Below are 19,114 nucleotides of genomic sequence, written 5' to 3'. Positions count from 1 at the left end.
GCGGGGATTCGTGAAGAAACTGTTTAAGATGTCGTTTTTCTCCAAAAATCTATTGTTATCCTTTATCAACATCATTCTTATCGGAGCTGCGCTGATCACCTCCGGATACATCGTCGAAAAAAATATTCTGATCGACCAGCTGAGAGGCCAGATCAAGGTCGTCACGGAAAACTGGGCCAAAGGCATCGACGCGGGCAAAATCGCACAGGCGATGGCGGAGAAAAGCTATAAAGATCCCGTTCAGACCGAGCTGACGGCTTATCTGGACCAGGTGAACAAGAACAATCCGAACATCGCGCAGGCATACGTCTTCGGCACGGAGCTGACGAACGGCAACCAAACGTCGATCGCGGCCATGCCGACCAGCCTCGTCGCCGCGTTCGAGGAAGCGAAGTTAAACGTCGGCGATATGTACGAGCAGCCGAAAAAAGTCGCCAGCGCACTCTCCGATATGCTACATACCGGGAAGCCCACCTTCACGAGCATTTATTCCGACGACTTCGGAACCTGGACGACCATCGCTTATCCGGTCAAAAACGCCGACGGAGACATATTCGCCTATTTCGCGGTCGACGTCGATGCCAGCGCGGTTCCGAAGGGTTTGAGCAAATTGCTGACGTACGGCATTTCCATTTTGCTCATCCTGCTGACCGTCATTTTGTTCGTCCAGTACTTCGTTTCCCGCCGCACGATGAGGCCGATCAAGGAATTGATCCGGGGCATCGAGCAAGTGAGCCAGGGCAATCTGGACGTCAAACTGCAGACGGGCAGCAGCGATCTCGGCATGCTGAACGACAAGTTCAACGCCATGGTCGCCCGGATTAACGATACGATCGCCAAGGTTCAGCAGACCTCCCTCTCGTTGACTTCCTCCGCGAGAGCGCTGCATGCCGTCTCGGAAAAAAACAACGCCAACATGAATACGATGACCTCGAGCATGCAGGAGATCACCGTCAGCGTCGTGACCCAGGAGCAGGCCGCAGGCGACGGGGCTAAAGCGATGGCCGAAATGGCCAACGTCATCCAGAATATCGCCGCCAACTCCTCTAAAGTCGCGGACGAAGCGACAGAGATGGAAAAACTCTCGCTCGAGGGCAATAAGATCGTCAGGCAAGTGTCTGATCAAATGGCGCAAATCGAAGACTTCGTAGCCCGGACGACGAACGCGGTTCGTTTGCTGGAAGGCCGCTCCCAGGAAATCGAAAATATCGTAGCGATCATCACCGGCATCTCCAGCCAGACCAACCTGCTGGCGCTCAACGCCGCGATCGAGGCCGCACGGGTCGGCGAGCACGGCGCAGGCTTCGCCGTCGTCGCGCATGAGGTCCGGAAACTCGCGGAGATGTCGGCGCAGTCGGCCAACCAGATCACCGAGCTGATCAAAGAAATTCAGGACGAGATCGGCATCGCGGCCCTGGCCATGGAGCAAGGGACGAACGAAGTCAGGATCGGCAAGGAAATCGCCTCCGACGCGGAGCGGATGTTCGGAGGCATCCTGGATGCCACGAACAATGTCGCCTTCCAGATTCAAGAGGTATCCAGTTCGACCGAGCAGATGTCGGCCGGCACTGAGGAATTGACCGCCACGTCGGCGGAGCTGTCCGCTTCGGCCGGCAAGACCGCAGCCAACAGTTCCAAGATTAACGAATCCATCGCGGACCAGAAGGAATCGATGCGCGCGATCGTCGAGTCTTCGACGGGCTTGACGGAGATGTCCGTCGAGCTGCAGCAGCTGGTCGAGCGGTTCAGGGTTCAACGGTAACACGATATCGGCCACTCACCCGGATCTCCCCGAGACGCACTCTATTCTCCGGGATGGGGTGCGTCTCCATTCTAGCCATGGAGGCAATAAAAAAATGTCTTTGAATCGTTCTGCAACCGACCGGTACCCCGCGAGAGAATCGCATCCGCCGGTTCTATTGCTGCCGATGGATTTCTCCCGTCATAACCGCACTTATGCTTACGCTACGACCGAATACGCATTGAGCGAGCCATTAACCCGGACGATCCGGGAATCGAGTCGGGAGGGAATTCATGATATCGCCTTGCCGGCGGCCGCGTACTTCGCATGGATCTATCGGCTGTCGGGCGAGCAAGAGATGGCTGCAGGGCTCGCGATGACGGCGGGCGACGTGCCCGTGTTCGTCTCCGCGGCATCGGCCAAGTCGTTCGGCGATCTGCGCGACGCGGTTCGCGGCGGACTGACCTCGACGGAGCCGCCGTATGACGGCGAATGCGAGACCCGCTTCGCCGTCGGCACCTCCCTTCGCGCGGAGCGCGAGCTGCTGAACTGGCAGCTTCGCGAGAGCGACGGCGGCTGGCGCATCGTCGTCGAATACGACGCCTCTCTCTTCCGGGAGGCGACCATCGTCCGCTATATCCGTTATTACGTCGCGCTGCTGGAAGCCGCGCTGGCGGACCCGTCCGCAAGCTTCGCCGGGGTCGACCTGCTGACGGAGGAGGATGCCGCGGTATATGCGGCGCTGAACGCGACGGAAGCGCCGTACGACAGAGCCGCGACGATTCACGGCATGATCGAACGGGCGGCGGCGCGTTATCCGGACAAGACGGCGGTATCCTCCGACGAAGGAAAACTGACGTACCGGCAATTGAACGAGAGAGCGAACCAAACCGCCCGGATGCTGATCGACCGCGGACTGCGCAAGGGCCAATTCGTTACGATCCTCATGGAGCGCAGCACGGCGCTCGTCGCGAGCCTGCTCGGCGTCCTGAAGGCCGGCGGGGCATACGTACCGGTGGACCCGGAGCATCCCGACGAGCGGAACCGCTATATCGTGGAGGATACGGAATCGGCATTCGTGCTGACGAAAGGCAGATACGCGCCGATCGCGGACCGGCTGTGCGCGGGAATCGGGACGGTCAAGGCCATCATCGACGTCGAAGCGGGCTTTCCTGCATACGACGGCTCGACCAATCCCAACGCGGGTTCCGATCCGGGCGATCTCGCTTATGTCATCTATACGTCGGGATCGACCGGTCGCCCGAAGGGCGCGCTCATCGCGCATGAGGGCGTCGTCAATCTGGGGGAATCCGTCCGGAGAGATTGCCGGATCGGGCCGGACGACGTCCTGACCCAATTCGCCACGTACAGCTTCGACGCCTCCGTATGGGATACGATCGGCGCGTTGTTCTACGGCGCCGAGCTGTACCTGCTGTCCCCCGCCGAGCGGATGTCGGTCGAAGCGTTCGCTTCGGCCGTTGAGCGGACGGGGACGACGATCGTCGCGATCCTGCCGACCGTATTCTTCAATCAGCTGTCGGCGTATCTATCAGATGAAGGATATCGCAAGCTATCACGGGTCCACCTGATCACGGTAGCCGGCGAAGCGCTCTACGGCGAGCAAGTACGCGCCTTTCAGCGCAAATTCAAGGATGCCGTCTCGATCGTGAACGTATACGGGCCAACCGAGTGCACGGTGTGCACGACCACCCATACGATCAGGGACTACATCCCCGACGATCTGGCGAACGTGCCGATCGGAAGGCCCATCGGCAATTACAAAGTCTACATCGTCAACGAGGAGAACCGTCTGTGCCCGGTCAACGTCCACGGCGAGGTGCTCATCTCCACGGTGGGGCTGGCCAAGGGCTATCTCAACCAGCCCGAGAAGACGAGGGAAGCGTTCGTGCCGAATCCGTTCGAGCCGGGCGGGTGGATCTACAAGTCGGGAGACTTCGCGAAGCTGCTGCCCGACGGCACGATCGAGTACGTGGGCCGCAGGGACTCGCAGATCAAGATCCGCGGACATCGGATCGAGATCGGCGAGATCGAGGATGCTTTTGCCAAGATTCCGAACGTGCAGAACATCGCCGTCGTGCCGAAAAAGGAGAAGGACGGTCAGAACATGCTCGTCGGCTTCTTCACGTCCAAGGACGGAGGACGGGTGCCGGCTGCCGAGATCAAGCGGCTGCTGGGCGAGAAGCTCCCCTCCTACTTCGTGCCGAAGCAGGTCGTTCAGCTGGAGGACATGCCGATCTCTCCGACCGGGAAAATCGACCGCAAGAAGCTTGCGGGCTACGAGCTGCGCGAGGACCAGCCGCATGACGATCGCTATGCGCCGCCCGCCAACGAGACCCAAGCCGCCATCGCGGCCGCCTGGCAGGAGGGTCTCGAATTGAGCAAGATCGGCATCCATGACGACTTCTTCGAGATCGGCGGCGATTCCTTGGCGATCATCCACGTGCTCGTCCTGCTCAAACCGCGGTTGCCCGACATCGGCATCAACGACTTTTTCGAATGCAGAACGATCGAGAAGCTGGCGGAGCGCGCGGAGCAGTTAAAATCGAAGGCCGCGGGCTCCCGCAAAGCCTACGTGGGAGGCGAGGTCATTCCGCTTGAAGAGCATCCTGCCGTTCTGGGGCAGGCGTCGGCCTCCGCGGTCCGCCATAGCTCGCCTGCCGCCGTACTGCTGACCGGCGCGACCGGCTATCTCGGCGCATATCTGCTATATGAGCTGCTCGTCCAGAGCGAGGCCAAGATCATCTGCATCGCGCGTTCAAGCGGGGCCGACTCCGCGCAGTTCAGGATTCAGAAGACGATGGCGCATTACTTCGGACCCTCGTCGCTCGATCTGCTGGACGGCCGGGTCTATGTCGTGGAAGGAGACTTGTCGCAGCCCGGGCTGGGACTGTCGCCCGCGGACGGACAGTTCGTCCGTTCGAACGTGGATGCCATCCTCCACAGCGCGGCGGACGTACGGCATTTCGGCGACGCCGAACATTTCGACAGGTCGAACGTCCTCGCGACGCGCCGTCTGATCGAGCTCGCCGAGACATTGGATCGCGGCGTGAGGTTCCACCACATCTCGACGCTCGGCATTCCGGAAGATCTCGCGCTCAGCGGACAGTGGGAAGACCAGCTCTCCCGCCCCGCGTTCGACGAGGGCCTGAAGGTCGACAATCTGTACACGCAGAGCAAGCTCGAAGCCGAGAAATGGCTCATGGCCGCAGCGAACCGCGGACTGGACGTCAACGTCTACAGGGCGGGCAACCTATCCTGCCACGCCGACAGCGGGCAGTTTCAGCAGAATATCGACAACAACGCGTTCTACCGGATGATCAAGGCGATGCTGCTGCTCGGAAAAGCGCCGGCAGCGAACTGGGACGTGGACTTCACTCCCATCGACTACGCGGGCCGATCGATCGTACACCTCGCGCTGCGGCCGGACACGGCGGGACGCCTCTTCCACATTTGCAACCCGGAACCCGTTCGTTACGATCGGATGATCGAGATGCTGGGCGCTTTCGGTTACCCGGTGGAGACGCTCGATTTTGCGGACTACGCGAACTGGCTGTTCGACGCTGCCGTTCCCAAAGACCCGGAAGCGTTAAAGCTGGCGATCGCCCAACTGGAAGGCGACGGCGCCAAGGATTCCGATTACCGCTACGGCTGTCGGGTCACGTCCTCGTTCCTTGCGGATACGGACATCCGCTGCGCGCCGGCGGACGAAAGTTATCTTCGCAAAATGATCGGCTACGCGGTTTCGATCGGTTATTTTCCGGAGCCGAAGTCGCTCCTGCAGGCGGATCCGCGCGGCGGAACGGCAAGCGTATGAAAAAGGGTTACCCTGCACCGGCATGATTGCCGGCAGGGTAACCCTCTTTTTCGGTTGACTCGAAGTTACAGGACGCGGCGCGCGGATACGTAGTGCGAAGACCAGTAGCCCGAATTCACCGAGCTGATCAATAGTCCGTCGACGGAAGGCGTGTCGTGGATGACCTGCCCGTTGCCCATGTAGATCCCGACGTGATTGATGACCCCGTTGTTGCTGCCTACCGTATCGAAGAACACCAGGTCCCCTTTGGCCAGATTGCCCTTGCTCACGAAGGAGCCGGCGGATTTCTGGTGCTTGGTGCCCCACTTCAGGTCGACGCCGACCTTGGCGAAGACGAATTCGGTGAACGACGAGCAGTCGAAGATCAGTCTGGACGGATTGCGCGTGCCGTAGTCGTAACTGACGCGGCCCATGTAGCTCTTGGCGATCGCGATGACTTGATCGGCCCTCGCGCCGCCGGAGGCCGGCGCCGAACCGCCGCCGCTGCCGCCGTAATTGGTATATTGATCGCCGGAGGATATGTATCCCGAGTTGCCCTTCTGATCGAATACATGCAGCCAGTAACTGTTCGCCTGACCGACGACGTGGACCTTTTCTCCCGCATGAATCATTCGAATAACGCCCGAGCTCGCGGACGCGCTGACCCGCAGGTTGACGCCGCTCGTCACCTTCGTCTCGTATACGGTAGCCGCGGATGCTTTTGGCGTGAACGAGGCTTGTCCGACCGTAGCGACCCCCAAGCCGATCGCCGCGCATAAACCGACAGATAGAATCCGACGTAGTATAGGCTTCGTTTTAGACATGTGAGTTCCTCCCGGATGTATGTAATGTGTATCGCCGAAACCCACGATAGCACATTTGAAACACCCTAATATTTCCCACAAAGAGAAGAAAACGCCGCCCCATCATATTTTTTCGTTATTTATTAGAATATATTGAGAATCTTCTCATCATTTGCATCCGCCTTCTCCTATGACCTTGGATCGACGGTGTTCGCCTGATGCTCGCCGATCGGTCGCAAGTGTCGCAGTCGTGTAATGGCAAGGACGACGACCGCGAGCATAATTACGCCGCTGGCTCCAGCGACGGCATGCAACCCGCTCGTAAAGGCTGCGCGCGCTCCCGCGAGCAAGGTCTCGCCGACCTGTCCGGAAAGACCTTGAGATACGGCTGTGGCGCCGGCCAGATTGTCGCGCGCGGCTTGTACGGCGGACGCCGGCAGGCCGGCCGGAATCGCGCTCGCCACCTGGTTGCGGTAAACGCCCGTGCCGACGCTGCCCAAGATTGCGATACCCAGCGCAAAAGCGAACTCGCCGCTCGTTTGCAGCAAGGCGGCCGCAGATCCTGCCTTTTCCGGCGGGGCGGAACCGACGACAAGATCGCTAGACAGGCTCGGCAGAGGAGCCGAACCGAGATTGAAGCAGACGTATCCGAGCACCAGCACCGCAAGACCCGATTCAACGCCTGTCTGCGTGAGCATAAAACAACCTGCGGCCGATATCAGCAGCCCCGCTCCGATTAATCGCGCCGGTCGGATCCGACGCGCGATCAGCGGCGAGAAAAACATGCCGAGCATCGAGGCCATGACCCCCGGAAGCGTAAGCAAGCCTGTCTGAAGGGGCGACATTCCCTGCACCAATTGAAGGTATTGCGCGACAAAGAGCATGGTCGCTCCTGTCAGCGTGATACCGAACATACCCCCTAGCGCAGCACCGAAGCCGGGACTCGCGAACAGCCTTAGATCCAGCAGAGGACTGGCGAGCTTGCGCTGCCGCGATACGAATGCGGCCCCGAGGACAAGACCGGCTAGTATGAGCAGTACAGGTACGGTCTGCAGCCCGTACTTGGCCATCTCCTTGAGTCCGTAAATGACGGGCAGGATCGTGCCCAGCGACAACGCTACGCTCATCATATCCAGCCGACCGGCTTGGGGGTGCCGGTATTCGGGCAGCAACGCTGGACCGGCGAGCAACAGAAGCAGCATGACCGGCACGCCCAGCAGGAATACCGAGCCCCACCGGAATTGATCCAGCACCATGCCGCCGACGACCGGTCCGAGCGCCATGCCGCCCATCGAGCATGTCATCCATATGCCGATGGCAAGAGAGCGCTGCTTGGGGTTGCCGAACATATTGCCGATCAAGGCTAGCGTGGACGGCGACACGGTCGCGCCGGCGATACCGAGAAGGGCTCGTGCCGCAATGAGCATCCCGGCGCTTGTGGAGAAGGCGGCCCATACCGAGGCGATCATAAACGCCGTTCCGCCGATGAGCAGCAGTCTGCGCCGCCCGATCCGATCGCCCAGCGTGCCCATCGTAATCAAGAAGCCCGCGAGCATGAACCCGTAGATGTCGATGATCCACAACTGCTGCGCGCTATCGGCGCCCAGGTCGGCGCCGATGTGCGGCAGAGCCAGGATCATGACCGAGAGATCGATCGACACAAGAAGGGCTGGCAGGGCAAGAACCGCGAGCCCGACCCACTCACGCATGCCGGCCTGCCTTTTAATTCCGTTTATCATCGTTGATTAATCCTCCTTAGCGAACCTCGTTATAACAAGGTTTTTCACCGGTATCCGCAGCATAATTCATTACGTTACGTAAGCTTCAAGTACTAATTTTGATTTTTATGCCGCCCTCCAAGACAAGAAGACCTCGCGCCGGTTGGCGCGGGGTCTTCTTGTCTCTCTGTATTTCGGCAACGTCGTCGTTAATCGCCAGCATGTCGGGAGGGCATCGCCGCCCCGATCACCGCAGCTCCAGTTGCAGCAGCCGATCCAGCATGACCGCGGCCTGCGCCCGGTTGGACGTGCCGCCCGGCGCAAAGCTGCCATCCGGCATGCCATGGGCGATGCCGGATGGCCTCAGGGCCGCCACGGCCTCGCGGGCATAGACCGCGATGGCCCCTTCGTCCGCGAAGCCTTCTGCAGTCTCCGCGTCCGTCGCGTCCAGGTCCGGCTGCCCGGATGCGATCAGCGCCCGGTACGTCATGACCGCCATATCCTGGCGGCTGATCCGGTCCTGACCGCCGAAGGTGCCGTCGTCCCTGCCCTGTACGATCCCCGCTTGGTAAGCTGCCGCAGCGGCGCCTGCGTACCACGCATCCGCCTTCACGTCCGCGAACGGCAGGCTCGCGGACGCTTCGCCGGGCTTCAGATCGAGCGCGCGCACGAGCATCTGCGCGAATTCCGCCCGCGTCACCGACCGGTCCGGCGCGAAGGAGGCAACTGGCGCGCCGGATGCGCCGGCGAAACCGTTCACGATGCCGCGCGCCGCCAATGCGAGGATACTGTCTCTTGCCCAGACCGCCCGATTCTCGTCCGCGAAGCGGACTTGCGATGGCGCGGCCGCGTAGAGGCTAAAGTGGCTGGCGCTAAACGTCGCCGTGCCGGCGGACGCATCGTATCGGCCGTTCTTGACCACTTCGAGGCTTCCCGTGTCTTCGGAAATATAGTAAATTACGATCTGCCCCGGCAGCACGCCGGGCTCCAAGGCATACGGAATGGTTACGTTAACGCGCTCGCCCTCGCCGAACGCCCCGATGCGCTGCCCGCCTGCGCTGAGACTGAAATCGTAGACCGGCCGGTCTCCGATCCGGCCCCGCGCCTCCTCGGACAACGCCGCGGGATCGGCGCGGCTCACGCTCAGCTCGACGTCGCCGGCTTGGCCCGCGCCTTCAAACAGCGACACGGGGAGCGCCACCGCGGCCAGACCCGTATCGATCCGGATTTCCCGGACGCCCGCATCGACTGCCGCCTTGACCTGCGCGAGCGGCAGCTTGACCGCGACGCCCTTCGCATCGTCCGGCAGACGGATGCCGAAGCTGATGCGCCCGTCTTTCGCCTCCTTCAGCGCCGCGGCGAACGCCGCAGCGCCTACGCTCGCCGTCGCTTGGCCGCTCGCATCCACGGTCGCCTGGATCTGGCCGGCGACCGACGGCGTTCCCGGATTCGTCCCGGAGCCGAGGGTGCCCGTGCCAGGGTTCGGCTGCTCCCCGCCCATCTCCGCGAGCTCCAGCACGCCGAACCTCGACGTGTTCGCATAGGATTGGCCGGTCGGGTCGTTCCAAGTAAATACGCTGTCGCGCGTCCCGGCGTCCTGATCGTTGTTGACCTGCAGGTCGAAGCCGATGAGGCTGCCTACGGCCGGCGAGATCGTGTCGAGCGCGATCGCTGCCTCCACGGCGTAACCGCCGTCCGTCAGCTTGGTCGCCGAGGTGTAGTTCGAGTCGGTGGCATGACCGCCTACCGTTTTGGCATTTTTATAACTGATGCGGTATTGACCGTCGTCGTCCTCGTAGCTCGCCGTCTTGCCGTTGTTCGGATCGACGAAGATCTCCACCGAGTCCTGCTCCCAGGCGTTCGCGATGGCGTCGCTCAGCACGCTGTCCGTCACGACGGCGTAGACGTACAGGTACTCGGCATCCCACAGCGCGCGGAACTCGGCCTTGGCCGCCGCGCCGCCCTGCTGCTCGACGACGACGTCGGTCCGGTAGGCCGGCGCCGCCGACCAGATGCCGTCGGCTTCGCCGTCGATGACCGGCGTGCCGCGCATGGCCTTGCCGAGACGCGTCGCCTCGATGTAGGTCAGCACGCCGTAGCCGAGGCTGTCGCCGTCCTGCGCGCTGCGCGGATCGCTCCAAGAGACGATGACGCCGTTGCCGCCTTGCTCCGAGCCGTCGTTGATGCCTTTGTCGGTGACCCGCACGTCGAACTTCACCTGCGCGCCCAGCGCGCCTTCGAACGGAATCGCCGTCTGCAGCACGTAACCGTCCGTCGTCTTGGCGATGTCGGCATAATCCCGCGGGAAGGTCAGCTTGCGGATGCCGCCGTCGTCGACGAACAGCTCGACCTGATCGGTCACGGTATCGGTAAGATCCTGGACCGCCACGCGCACGTATAGATGCTGCGCATCCCACAGCGTCTTCACTTCGGCCCCCAGCGTGCCGAGGCTCTCGGTATGCAGCGCCGGCACCGTCTGCCAGGCTTTATCCGCCGCGTTCGCCGGCTTGCCCTGCGACGCGTTCGCGGCCTTCGCGGTGAGCGGCAGCTTGGAGGGAACCAACGTTTTCACAGCCTCGATCATGCCCCAATAGGCATACTTGGCCTGGTGCCGCTTGTCGAACGGGAACGGCGCGTCCTGACGGGTCGTGCCGCGGTTGTGCAGCCACGTATAGTCGTCCGCGACGCCCCACAGCGTGACATTGCTGATCCAGCCCTCCGTGTTGCCCGCCGCCTTGCCCGCCTCGTCGAGCCGGACCAGCTCCTTGAACAGCTCCTTGAAGCGATAGCCCTGCTTGACCAGAATGTCTTCCGGGATCGGCTCGTAGCTCGTGCTGTTATTCGTGTAGACCGACACGTCGAGCTCGGTCAGCTGGTTGTCGAAGCCGGCTTCGCCGAACTTGCGGATCGAGTCCGAGATCTGCTGGACCGATGGCCCGCTGACGTTGATGTGCGTCTGATGGCCCACGCCGTCGATCGGCACGCCTGCGTCTCTCAACGTCGTCGCGAGGTTGAACAGGAAATCGCGCTTCTTGGGATCGTGCGTATTGTAGTCGTTGATATACAGCTTGGCGTCCGGAAGCTCCCGGCGCGCGACGGTAAACGCCGTCTTAATGAAGTCCGTGCCGGTCAGGCGGAACCACTCGCTCTTCCGCATGCCGTCCGGCTGGCCCTCGTCGATCACTTCGTTCACGACGTCGACGGACTGGATCTGGACGCCGAGCGCCTTGAAATGCCGCGCTACCGTCTCGATGTACGTCGTGAGCCGCTCCAGCACGAGCGTCTTGTTGGCCGGCGTCGCGGCCAGCGGCTGGCCCGCCTCGTCCCGGAACATCCACTCGGCGGCCTGCGAATGCCAGGCGAGCGTATGCAGACGGAAGTCCAGGCCGTGATCCTTGGCATACAGCGCGATCTTGTCCGCAGAAGCCCAGTTCCACTCGCCCTCGGACGGGTTGAGCGAAGCCGGCTTGGTGGAGTTCTCCGCCACGATCGAGCTGTAGTGATAGTCGACCAGCGCCTTGGCGTCGCCTTCGATCTGCGCCGGCTCCACGGCCGCGCCGATCTTGAACGCATCCGCGTACGCTTCCTTCAGCGGGTCGATGTCCGTCTGGATCGGCAGCGGTCCGGCCACCGGCCCGACGTAGGCGAGCGCGAAGTCGTCCAGGTAAAAGGAGCGCTCGTCTCCGATACTGTCGGCCGCTTCAACGTACGCCCGCAGTACGGACGGCGTCGTCGCGACGGTGAACGTGCCGCTGAGCTGTACCCAGCCGTCCGCAGTCACGTTCGCATTGGCGGATACGTTGGTGAACGCGCTGTCGCCGGACTGCACGGAGATCCGCAGCGCCGTCGGCGACTGCCCAGGCGCCATCCGCACCCAAGCCGACAGGCTGTACTTGAAGCCCTTATGCATCTTGCCCATCACGTCGAGCAGGGGACCGTCGTACTGCTGGGAAACGGTGGTGAGCAGACTGCTCGAACCGCCTGCCGTATGATTGGCTGCGTCCGATACGGCAATATTCCCGTCGCCGAACCGGCGCACCCAGTCGCCTTGCCCGTCTTCGAAGTCGGCCAGCACGCCGCTCTGATCCTGCTCGCCTCCTCCGGGCGTGCCGTCGTCCGGCGTGACGTCCTTCACGACGACCTCGTCGATGTACATGTCCGCCACGGAGGTCGAGCTCGTCGCGGATTCGACCCAGATACGCAGCTCGGACGTACTCGCCGGCACCTCGTAGCTCTTGACCTCGAACGTCGTCCAGCCGTCCGCGCCCGCCTCGCGCTCGCCCGCCAGCCACGGATACTGATTCTCCAGCAGCGGCGACGCGACCTTGGACGCGAGATGCAGCGTATCGGTCCCTTCGCCCAGCCTTACCTTCAGGGATAGATCGTACGTGCGTCCCGACTGCATGACGCCCGTCAGATTCAGCGTCGGACTGCTGGCACGCGAGCCGCGTCCGCTGTATTTAAGCGACTTGGCGCCGTCCGAGGCCGTATCCGGAGATACGCCGATCGTACCGGTGCCGCCCCAGCTCAGGTTTTCCCAGCCGCCCGCCTGCCCGTCCTCGAAGCTCTGGGACAGCACGACGGTGCCGGAGACCGGCCCCGGCTCGGCCGGCGGCGTCGGTCCGCCGATCTTGGAGGCGAAGGTCGCGAGCGTGTCGCCCGCCAGCACCATCTCGCGGCCGAGCGCGAGCTTGTCGTCGGTCGGCCGCGTGATGCCGCTGCCTACCTTGAAGGCCAGCTCGATGCCCTCGGCTGCCGCAGCCTGCGCGACGTCCGCGTTGAAGGCGCCGTTCGGATAGGCCAGCATCCGCGGCCGCTCGCCCGTCAGGCTCTCCAGGAACGCGCCGCCGGCGGCGATATCGGCCTGCGCGGTCGACTTCGCCATCTGCGTCAGGTCACCATGCGTCTTCGTGTGGTTTTGCAGATCGAGATTGGGGTCTGCCGCCAGCGCCTCCAGCTGCGCGGTCGTCATCCCGTACTTACCTTCCCCGATCCAGTCGGCCACGATGAAGAGCGTCGCCTTCATGCCGTACTGCTTCAGGACGGGCCAGGCGTTGGTATAGAAGTCCGGCGTACCGTCGTCGAAGGTCAGCAGAATCGGCCGTTCCGGCGGCGCCAGATCTCCGCTGAGCATCTCTTCGTACTGCTTCGCGGACAGCGTCGTGTAGCCGTTATCCGACAGGTACTTCATCTGCTTTTTGAAAAGATCGAGCGTCGTCTGGTAATCGTTGCCCGATTCGGCGACCGCGTTCACCTTGTGGTAGAGAACGACGGGAATCGTCGTCGACGGCTGCGGCTCCTCGGACGGCAGCGACACCAGCTTCACTGCGAACGCGTCCACATAATAGTCGACCGTCGCGTTGTCGGTGGACTGCACGTACACCTGGTACCCGGTGGCGCGCGCGTCGGCGGTCATCCGGCCCTGGAGCAGCACCCAGTCCGCGGCCGTGACCGGCTTAGCGTCGATCTTGGCATACGCGCCCGGGTCGTTCTGCGGCAGGCCCTGCTGATTGATCGTCAGCTCGACCGTCGCCGTGGCGACCGCCGAATCTTCCTTCAGCTTGGCGTATATGGAAAAATCATAGGTGGCGCCCGGTACCAGCGCGTTCGCGTTGACGCCGGGTCCGTTCCAGGTCGCGGTGCGGCCGGTCGCGAGCAGGCTGCCCGCCCCGCTCTGCGCGGTCGCCGTCGACTGCGCGACGGTCTCGGTCCCGCGCTTGAACCAGCCGTCCGTCCCCGTATCGAAGCTCGCGCTCATGACCGTATCTCCCACCGCCGCCGCGCTCGCTTGACCTGCGCCCCAGCCGGACGGCGCCGCGATCGCGATGCCGAGTACAAGCGCAAGCGCGGCTTTGAGTCGTCTTTTCCACATCCAGGCATTCCCCCTTAGACCTCGTTTACGGATTCGCAAGCGGAGCTAGCCGTCGCGCTGCGCCGATGCGTCGATGCCCGGCTCGAATGTAAGCGCTTAACAGTCGCTTGCGTTCCTCCATTATGCAATCTCGAGCAGGCGGGCTGTACCCGGCAAAGTATGGTACTTACTATAAAAATTATAGAATTGCTGGATGCGGACTAATCCGCGTGCCGCCGGCGCTTCTATGCGAAGGTAGTCTCAGATAGGAACAAACCCGCTCGTCGCCAACGCCTCTCTGCGTAGGTAGTCTCAGTTAGGAACAAACCCGCTCGACACCGGCGCCTCTCTGCGCAGGTAGTCTCAGATAGGAACAAACCGGCTCGTCGCCAACGCTTCTCTGCGTAGGAAGTCTCTGATAGGAACAAACTCGCTCGCCACCGGCGCTTCTCCTCGCAGGTAGTCTCAGTTAGGAACAAACCCTCTCACCGCCAACGCCTCTCTGCGCAGGAAGTCTCGGTTAGGAACAAACCCGCTCGTCGCCAACGCTTCTCTGCGTAGGTAGTCTCAGTTAGGAACAAACCCGCTCGCCGCCAACGCCTCTCTGCGCAGGAAGTCTCGGTTAGGAACAAAGCCGAGCGCCAATGCGCCGACCCATCGCCTTCACTACAAGAGGCGATTCGCTCAGCAGCAGCTCCCCGCGACGTGCAAGCAATCCCGGTCGACGCGAGTCCGTTAGTAGATCGTCCGGCCGAGCGCGTCGGGGATGCCGGATTTGCGATAGAAGTAGGTGTTGAGCTGGTCCCGCCACTCCCGCGCGTGCTCGGCCTGGTGGGCGAGACGCGTCCGGACTTCGACATAGGTGCGCGATGGAAGGCTGTCTGCGATGCTATCCCAGGCTGCGAGCAAGCCGGCCGCCCGGTCGGCGCCTTCGAAGCGGGTGTCGTAGATGTGTTGAATGACCGTTTTGCCGCTCTTAAGCCGTGTGTCGTAGGGTACATGGTGAAAAAAGAGCAGCAGCTCGTCCGGACAGGTCTGCGGAGACTCGTACGCCGAAGCGGCGGCAGCGGGATACTGTCCCGCGTAACCGGTCCCGGTGGCGACGGTCCGGTCGACGCCGATCCCGTCGCGGTCCGCGTAGTGATAGGTGCCCCACGGACTGTATTCGTAGCCATCGACGCTAGGTCCGTAATGGTGGTTGGGCTGGACCATCCAGCCGACGCCGAGCGGCGCCGTGTACGATTCGTAAATGGCATGCGAGTCCATGAGCATCCGGATTACGGTCTCTTCGACGGCCGCGTCCGGTCCCAGCGCCATGCGAATCCACTCGCGCCCGATCGCCTCGGCAGGCAACGAAGGGTCCCAAGCCAGCCGCCCGTAGCCGTACCAGTTGGCCTGCGCCAGCAGGTGGCCGGTCCAGTTGGCGTCGGTACCGATATTGGATACCGCAGCGAACCCGCCCGCTACGTCGGCTACCTTGCGGTCGTCGCCGGCCGCGTCGAAGTCCAGCACTTCCTTCCACATCGGGAGCAGATAACAGAGATGGCGCTGCTGCCCCGTGTACTCCTGCGTAATCTGCAGCTCCAGCGCGATCCTCGTGCGCCGCAGGCCGAGCAAGAGCGGCGATACCGGCTCCCGCACCTGGAAGTCCATCGGCCCGTGCTTGATCTGCAGCACGACATTGTCCCGGAACGCGCCGTCGAGCGGCATGAAGTGATCGTAGGCGGCGCGTGCGCGGTCCGTCCGTCGGTCACGCCAGTCCTGCCGGCAGTCGTAGACGAAGCAGCGCCATATGACCGTGCCGCCGTGCGTGGCGAGCGCATCGGCCAGCATGTTCGCGCCGTCCGCGTGGTTCCGCCCGTAGGTGAAGGGACCCGGCCTATGCTCGGAGTCCGCCTTGACGACGTAGCCGCCGAAGCCGGGAATCCGCCTATACACCTCCGCCGTCGTCTCGCGCCACCACGCCGCGACGGCCGGATCCAGCGGGTCGGCCGTCCCGAGCCCGCCGAGCTCGATCGGCGCGGCGAAGTTGACGCTTAGATATAACGCGATCCCATAAGCGCGCAGGACGTCGGCCACCCGTGCCACATCGTCCAGTCGGTCCTGTGCGAGCAGCCGCGTCTCCTCCGCGTGAACGTTGACATTGTTGATCGCCACCGCATTGATGCCGATCGACGCCTGGAGGCGCGCATAATCGCGGATTCTCCCCATCCGCTCGCCTATCCGTCCCCCGTCGAAAAACAGACTGCCGCCCGCGTATCCGCGCTCGACCGTCCCGTCCGCGTTGTCCCAATGGTCGATCATGCGCAGCGGATACGCAGGCCGCTCCAAGATACGCAGGCCGCCGATATCGCCGCCCGTCTGCAGCATGCGGATGAAGCCGAACGCGGCATATAGCGCACCCTTCGCGCCGCCCCCCAGCAGGTAGACGCTGCCGTTCGTCCCGGACCGGATCGCGTAGCCTTCGCTGCCGAGCGCATCGGCGTCCGGCAGGTCGGCCGCGGCCGACGCCGGCGCATACCGGCTCTCTCTCACGGTATCCGCCAGCCCGACAATAATCGCCGGCCCTCCCGGTACCCCGCCAACGTCTGCCGACTCCGCGTCAGACACTTCCTCCGGCTCGCTGCCGAGCAGACCCGCGATCGCGCTTCTTAGCTCGAGCCGCGCCGATTCCAACTCCGTGCCGGCTCCCACAACGATCAGTCGCCCGCAGACCGCCGCATACTTTACGCGCAGCGCCCCGTCTTCTATCCGCCTATAACCCAGCCATGCTTGCTCGTACTCGCCGTAAACCGCTCTTTCCTCTTTTCCGCATCCTTCATATCTCCCGTTCACTGCTCCCGCCTCTTCCCCGCATCCTTCATATCTCCCGTCCGCCGCCCGATTGGCATCCATCATTCATGCTCCTCTCCCCGTGCAAATAAAAAGAGTCTCCGGCATTCAGAGACTCCTGCTCCTTCATTGATCTTGTACGCCAGGCTACGAATCGCGGCCCCTCACGCCGAAGGCATCCAGATTCGGTACCGCCCGCTCAGCGCCAACAGCGAGAACATATACAGGCAGTTGTCATAATAGCGCCGCTCGCCCTCGCGCACCGGCGTGCGCCAGAACAGTTCGACCGCGTCCCGCGCGTGCGGGACGTCCGGCGCTGCGAGCGACGCGCATGCGTTGGTCGCGAGGAGGCCGACCGGGTGCAGCGCCGGCTCATCGAACGGCGTCCCGTCGATCCGGTAGCGCCGGTAGTCGGCCGGGTCCTTGTCCGCGAAAAAGCGCAGGATCGCCTCCGCCTCGCTCGCCATCCACGGCGTCGCGCCGAACCAGGCGGCTTCGAGGCCCACATTCGCCGCGACCCGGTACGCATCGCTGTAGAAATGCCCGTAGCCGCGTTCGTCGTTGGGCGTGCCGTCATAGTGGGCGTACTCGGGCGAGAGCCCGGTCTCCGGATGGCAGGCGAGAGGCAGGTAGGCCCGGCTCGCCGCGGCGGCCTCGCGCCAGAACGGCCGGTCCGCCTCGTCCGCCCAGAGCGCGAACAGCTCGTAGAAATGCGGCAGATGATACGACGGGTCGCTGTACTCGCACTCCGGCACGAACTTGATGAGCCGGTTGTCGAGGTTCCACATCGCATGCCCCGGCCCCCGCTCCCCGTTATGCAGGCAGGCGCGCAGAATGTCCCGCGCCTTGGCCGCGTAATCCAGCGGCGGCTCGCCTTCGCCCCAGCGGTGCGACGCGAAGAACAGCGCCAGCGCGAAGTACTCCTCGCCGTCCGGCGCAGGACCGGACGAATTCCGCCCCCCATCGGTCGCGCAGGACCAGGCGAAGTATCCGGCATGCAGGCCTTCCTTCATGTGCATATAAGTCCACGTCCAGCGCCACAGCCGGTCGAACAGATCCTTGTCGCCCATCTGCACGGCCATCATCATGCCGTAGGACATGCCCTCGGTCCGCACGTCGAGGTTGCCCGTGTCCAGCATATACCCCATATTCTCGCCGGACGGGTAGTAGATCCGGGTGCGCTCTTCGTCCCCGAACAACCTCCGCCAAGTATCCGTCAGCCTGGCCTCGATCTCTTCCGGCGCATAGCCGTAACGTTCGAGCAAATTCGGATACGCGCCCGTCGCGAATGCGCCTGCGCCTGCGGCTGCACCAGCACCTACACCTGCACCCGGACTTGCACCTGCACCTGCACTTGTACCTACGCCCGCACCCGCACCTGTCCCATTTACCATCATGCCGTTCTCCCTTCTCTTATCCCTTCACGCCGCCGACGGTCATGCCCTTCACGAAGTACTTCTGCAGGAACGGGTAGACGACGATCATCGGGACGGCCGCCACGATCGTCATCGTCGCCCGGATCGACAGCGGAGATACCTTGACCGCCGCGCCCGCCGACGAATTCGCGAACGCCGTCTCGGCGCTGGAGGTCGTGTTGGAATTCTGCAAGATCTTCTGCAGCTCGTACTGAAGCGTGCTCAGCTTGACGTTGGACGAATTGTACAGGAACACGTCGAACCACGAATTCCACTGATACACCGCCGTGAACAATGCCACCGTCGCCAGCACGGGCAGGCATAGCGGGAACACGATATTGATGAACGTCCGGAAGTCCCCCGCGCCGTCGATCCGCGCCGACTCGATCACGCTCTCCGGCAGCTGCTCGATGAAGGAGCGGATGATAATCAAGTTAAACACGCCGATAATGCCGGGCAGGATGTACACCCAGAAGCTGTTGATCAGACCCAGGTCCCGGATGAGCAGGTAGTTCGGGATCAGCCCGCCGTTGATGTACATCGTGATGATAAAGGCGATCGTGACCAGCTTGCGCAGCACGTATTCCTGCCGGCTGATCGTATAGGCGACCATGGCCGACGCGAACACCGTGACCAAGGTGCCGATGACGGTGCGGAGCACCGAGATGAGCGTCGCGTTGTAGATCGTCGCTTCGTTGAATACGAACTTGTAGTTCTCGCTGGAGAACTGGCGGGGCCACAGATGGATGCCGCCCTTGATCGAATCGCTCGCGGCGTTCAGCGACACGGCGAGCGTGTTGAGGAACGGGTACAGCGTCACGACCATGAGCAGGGTAAGGAAGACGTAATTCAATATATCGAAGACCCGGTCGCCGAGCGAAGAATTCCGCCGCGGACTGCGGGCCGGCCGAGTCGAAGCCGTCGCGTTCGCCATGGAGAG

At 62.8% G+C, this 19,114-nt stretch carries 8 protein-coding genes; 2 read left to right on the top strand and 6 right to left on the bottom strand.

Translation table 11 applies throughout. From position 1 onward, the window contains the following. The first annotated feature begins 10 nt into the window (after positions 1 to 10). Together PQG80_RS21315 and PQG80_RS21310 are read left to right on the top strand one after the other, a co-directional pair. The gene (locus tag PQG80_RS21315; protein ID WP_271753597.1) at positions 11 to 1,762 is read left to right on the top strand and encodes a methyl-accepting chemotaxis protein; all 1,752 of its coding nucleotides are present in this window, start codon (positions 11 to 13) and stop codon (positions 1,760 to 1,762) included. Between the two features lie 94 nt (positions 1,763 to 1,856). Then, entirely contained in the window at positions 1,857 to 5,576 is a 3,720-nt protein-coding gene (locus PQG80_RS21310; RefSeq protein WP_271753596.1) for a non-ribosomal peptide synthetase, read from the top strand. A 65-nt stretch (positions 5,577 to 5,641) separates the two neighbouring features. On the opposite strand, the gene PQG80_RS21305 is transcribed toward PQG80_RS21310, so the two are convergent. The 6 genes from PQG80_RS21305 to PQG80_RS21280 all read right to left on the bottom strand — a co-directional run bounded on the left by PQG80_RS21305 (position 5,642) and on the right by PQG80_RS21280 (position 19,108). Next, complete coding sequence (locus PQG80_RS21305; protein ID WP_271753595.1) at positions 5,642 to 6,379, bottom strand: C40 family peptidase; 738 nt, start codon at positions 6,377 to 6,379, stop codon at positions 5,642 to 5,644. 167 nt (positions 6,380 to 6,546) lie between these two features. Next, a complete protein-coding gene (locus PQG80_RS21300; RefSeq protein WP_271753594.1) occupies positions 6,547 to 8,097 on the bottom strand; it encodes an MFS transporter in 1,551 nt (516 codons plus the stop codon). Between the two features lie 226 nt (positions 8,098 to 8,323). Beyond that, positions 8,324 to 13,948, bottom strand: a complete 5,625-nt coding sequence (locus PQG80_RS21295) for an endo-1,4-beta-xylanase (protein ID WP_271753593.1) — start codon at positions 13,946 to 13,948, stop codon at positions 8,324 to 8,326. Between the two features lie 714 nt (positions 13,949 to 14,662). Then, entirely contained in the window at positions 14,663 to 16,762 is a 2,100-nt protein-coding gene (locus PQG80_RS21290) for an alpha-glucuronidase family glycosyl hydrolase (RefSeq protein ID WP_271753592.1), read from the bottom strand. 161 nt (positions 16,763 to 16,923) lie between these two features. Then, positions 16,924 to 18,156 (bottom strand): family 8 glycosyl hydrolase, encoded by a 1,233-nt coding sequence (locus PQG80_RS21285; protein WP_271753591.1) that lies wholly within the window; start codon positions 18,154 to 18,156, stop codon positions 16,924 to 16,926. 16 nt (positions 18,157 to 18,172) lie between these two features. Further along, on the bottom strand, positions 18,173 to 19,108 hold the full coding sequence (locus PQG80_RS21280; protein WP_271753590.1) for a carbohydrate ABC transporter permease: 936 nt from the start codon (positions 19,106 to 19,108) through the stop codon (positions 18,173 to 18,175). Between the last annotated feature and the right edge of the window lie 6 nt (positions 19,109 to 19,114).

It is taken from the genome of Cohnella rhizoplanae, from assembly GCF_948329515.1.
In the GTDB taxonomy this organism is placed as follows: Bacteria; Bacillota; Bacilli; order Paenibacillales; family Paenibacillaceae; genus Cohnella; species Cohnella rhizoplanae.
This window is presented reverse-complemented; position numbering and strand designations above follow the sequence as displayed.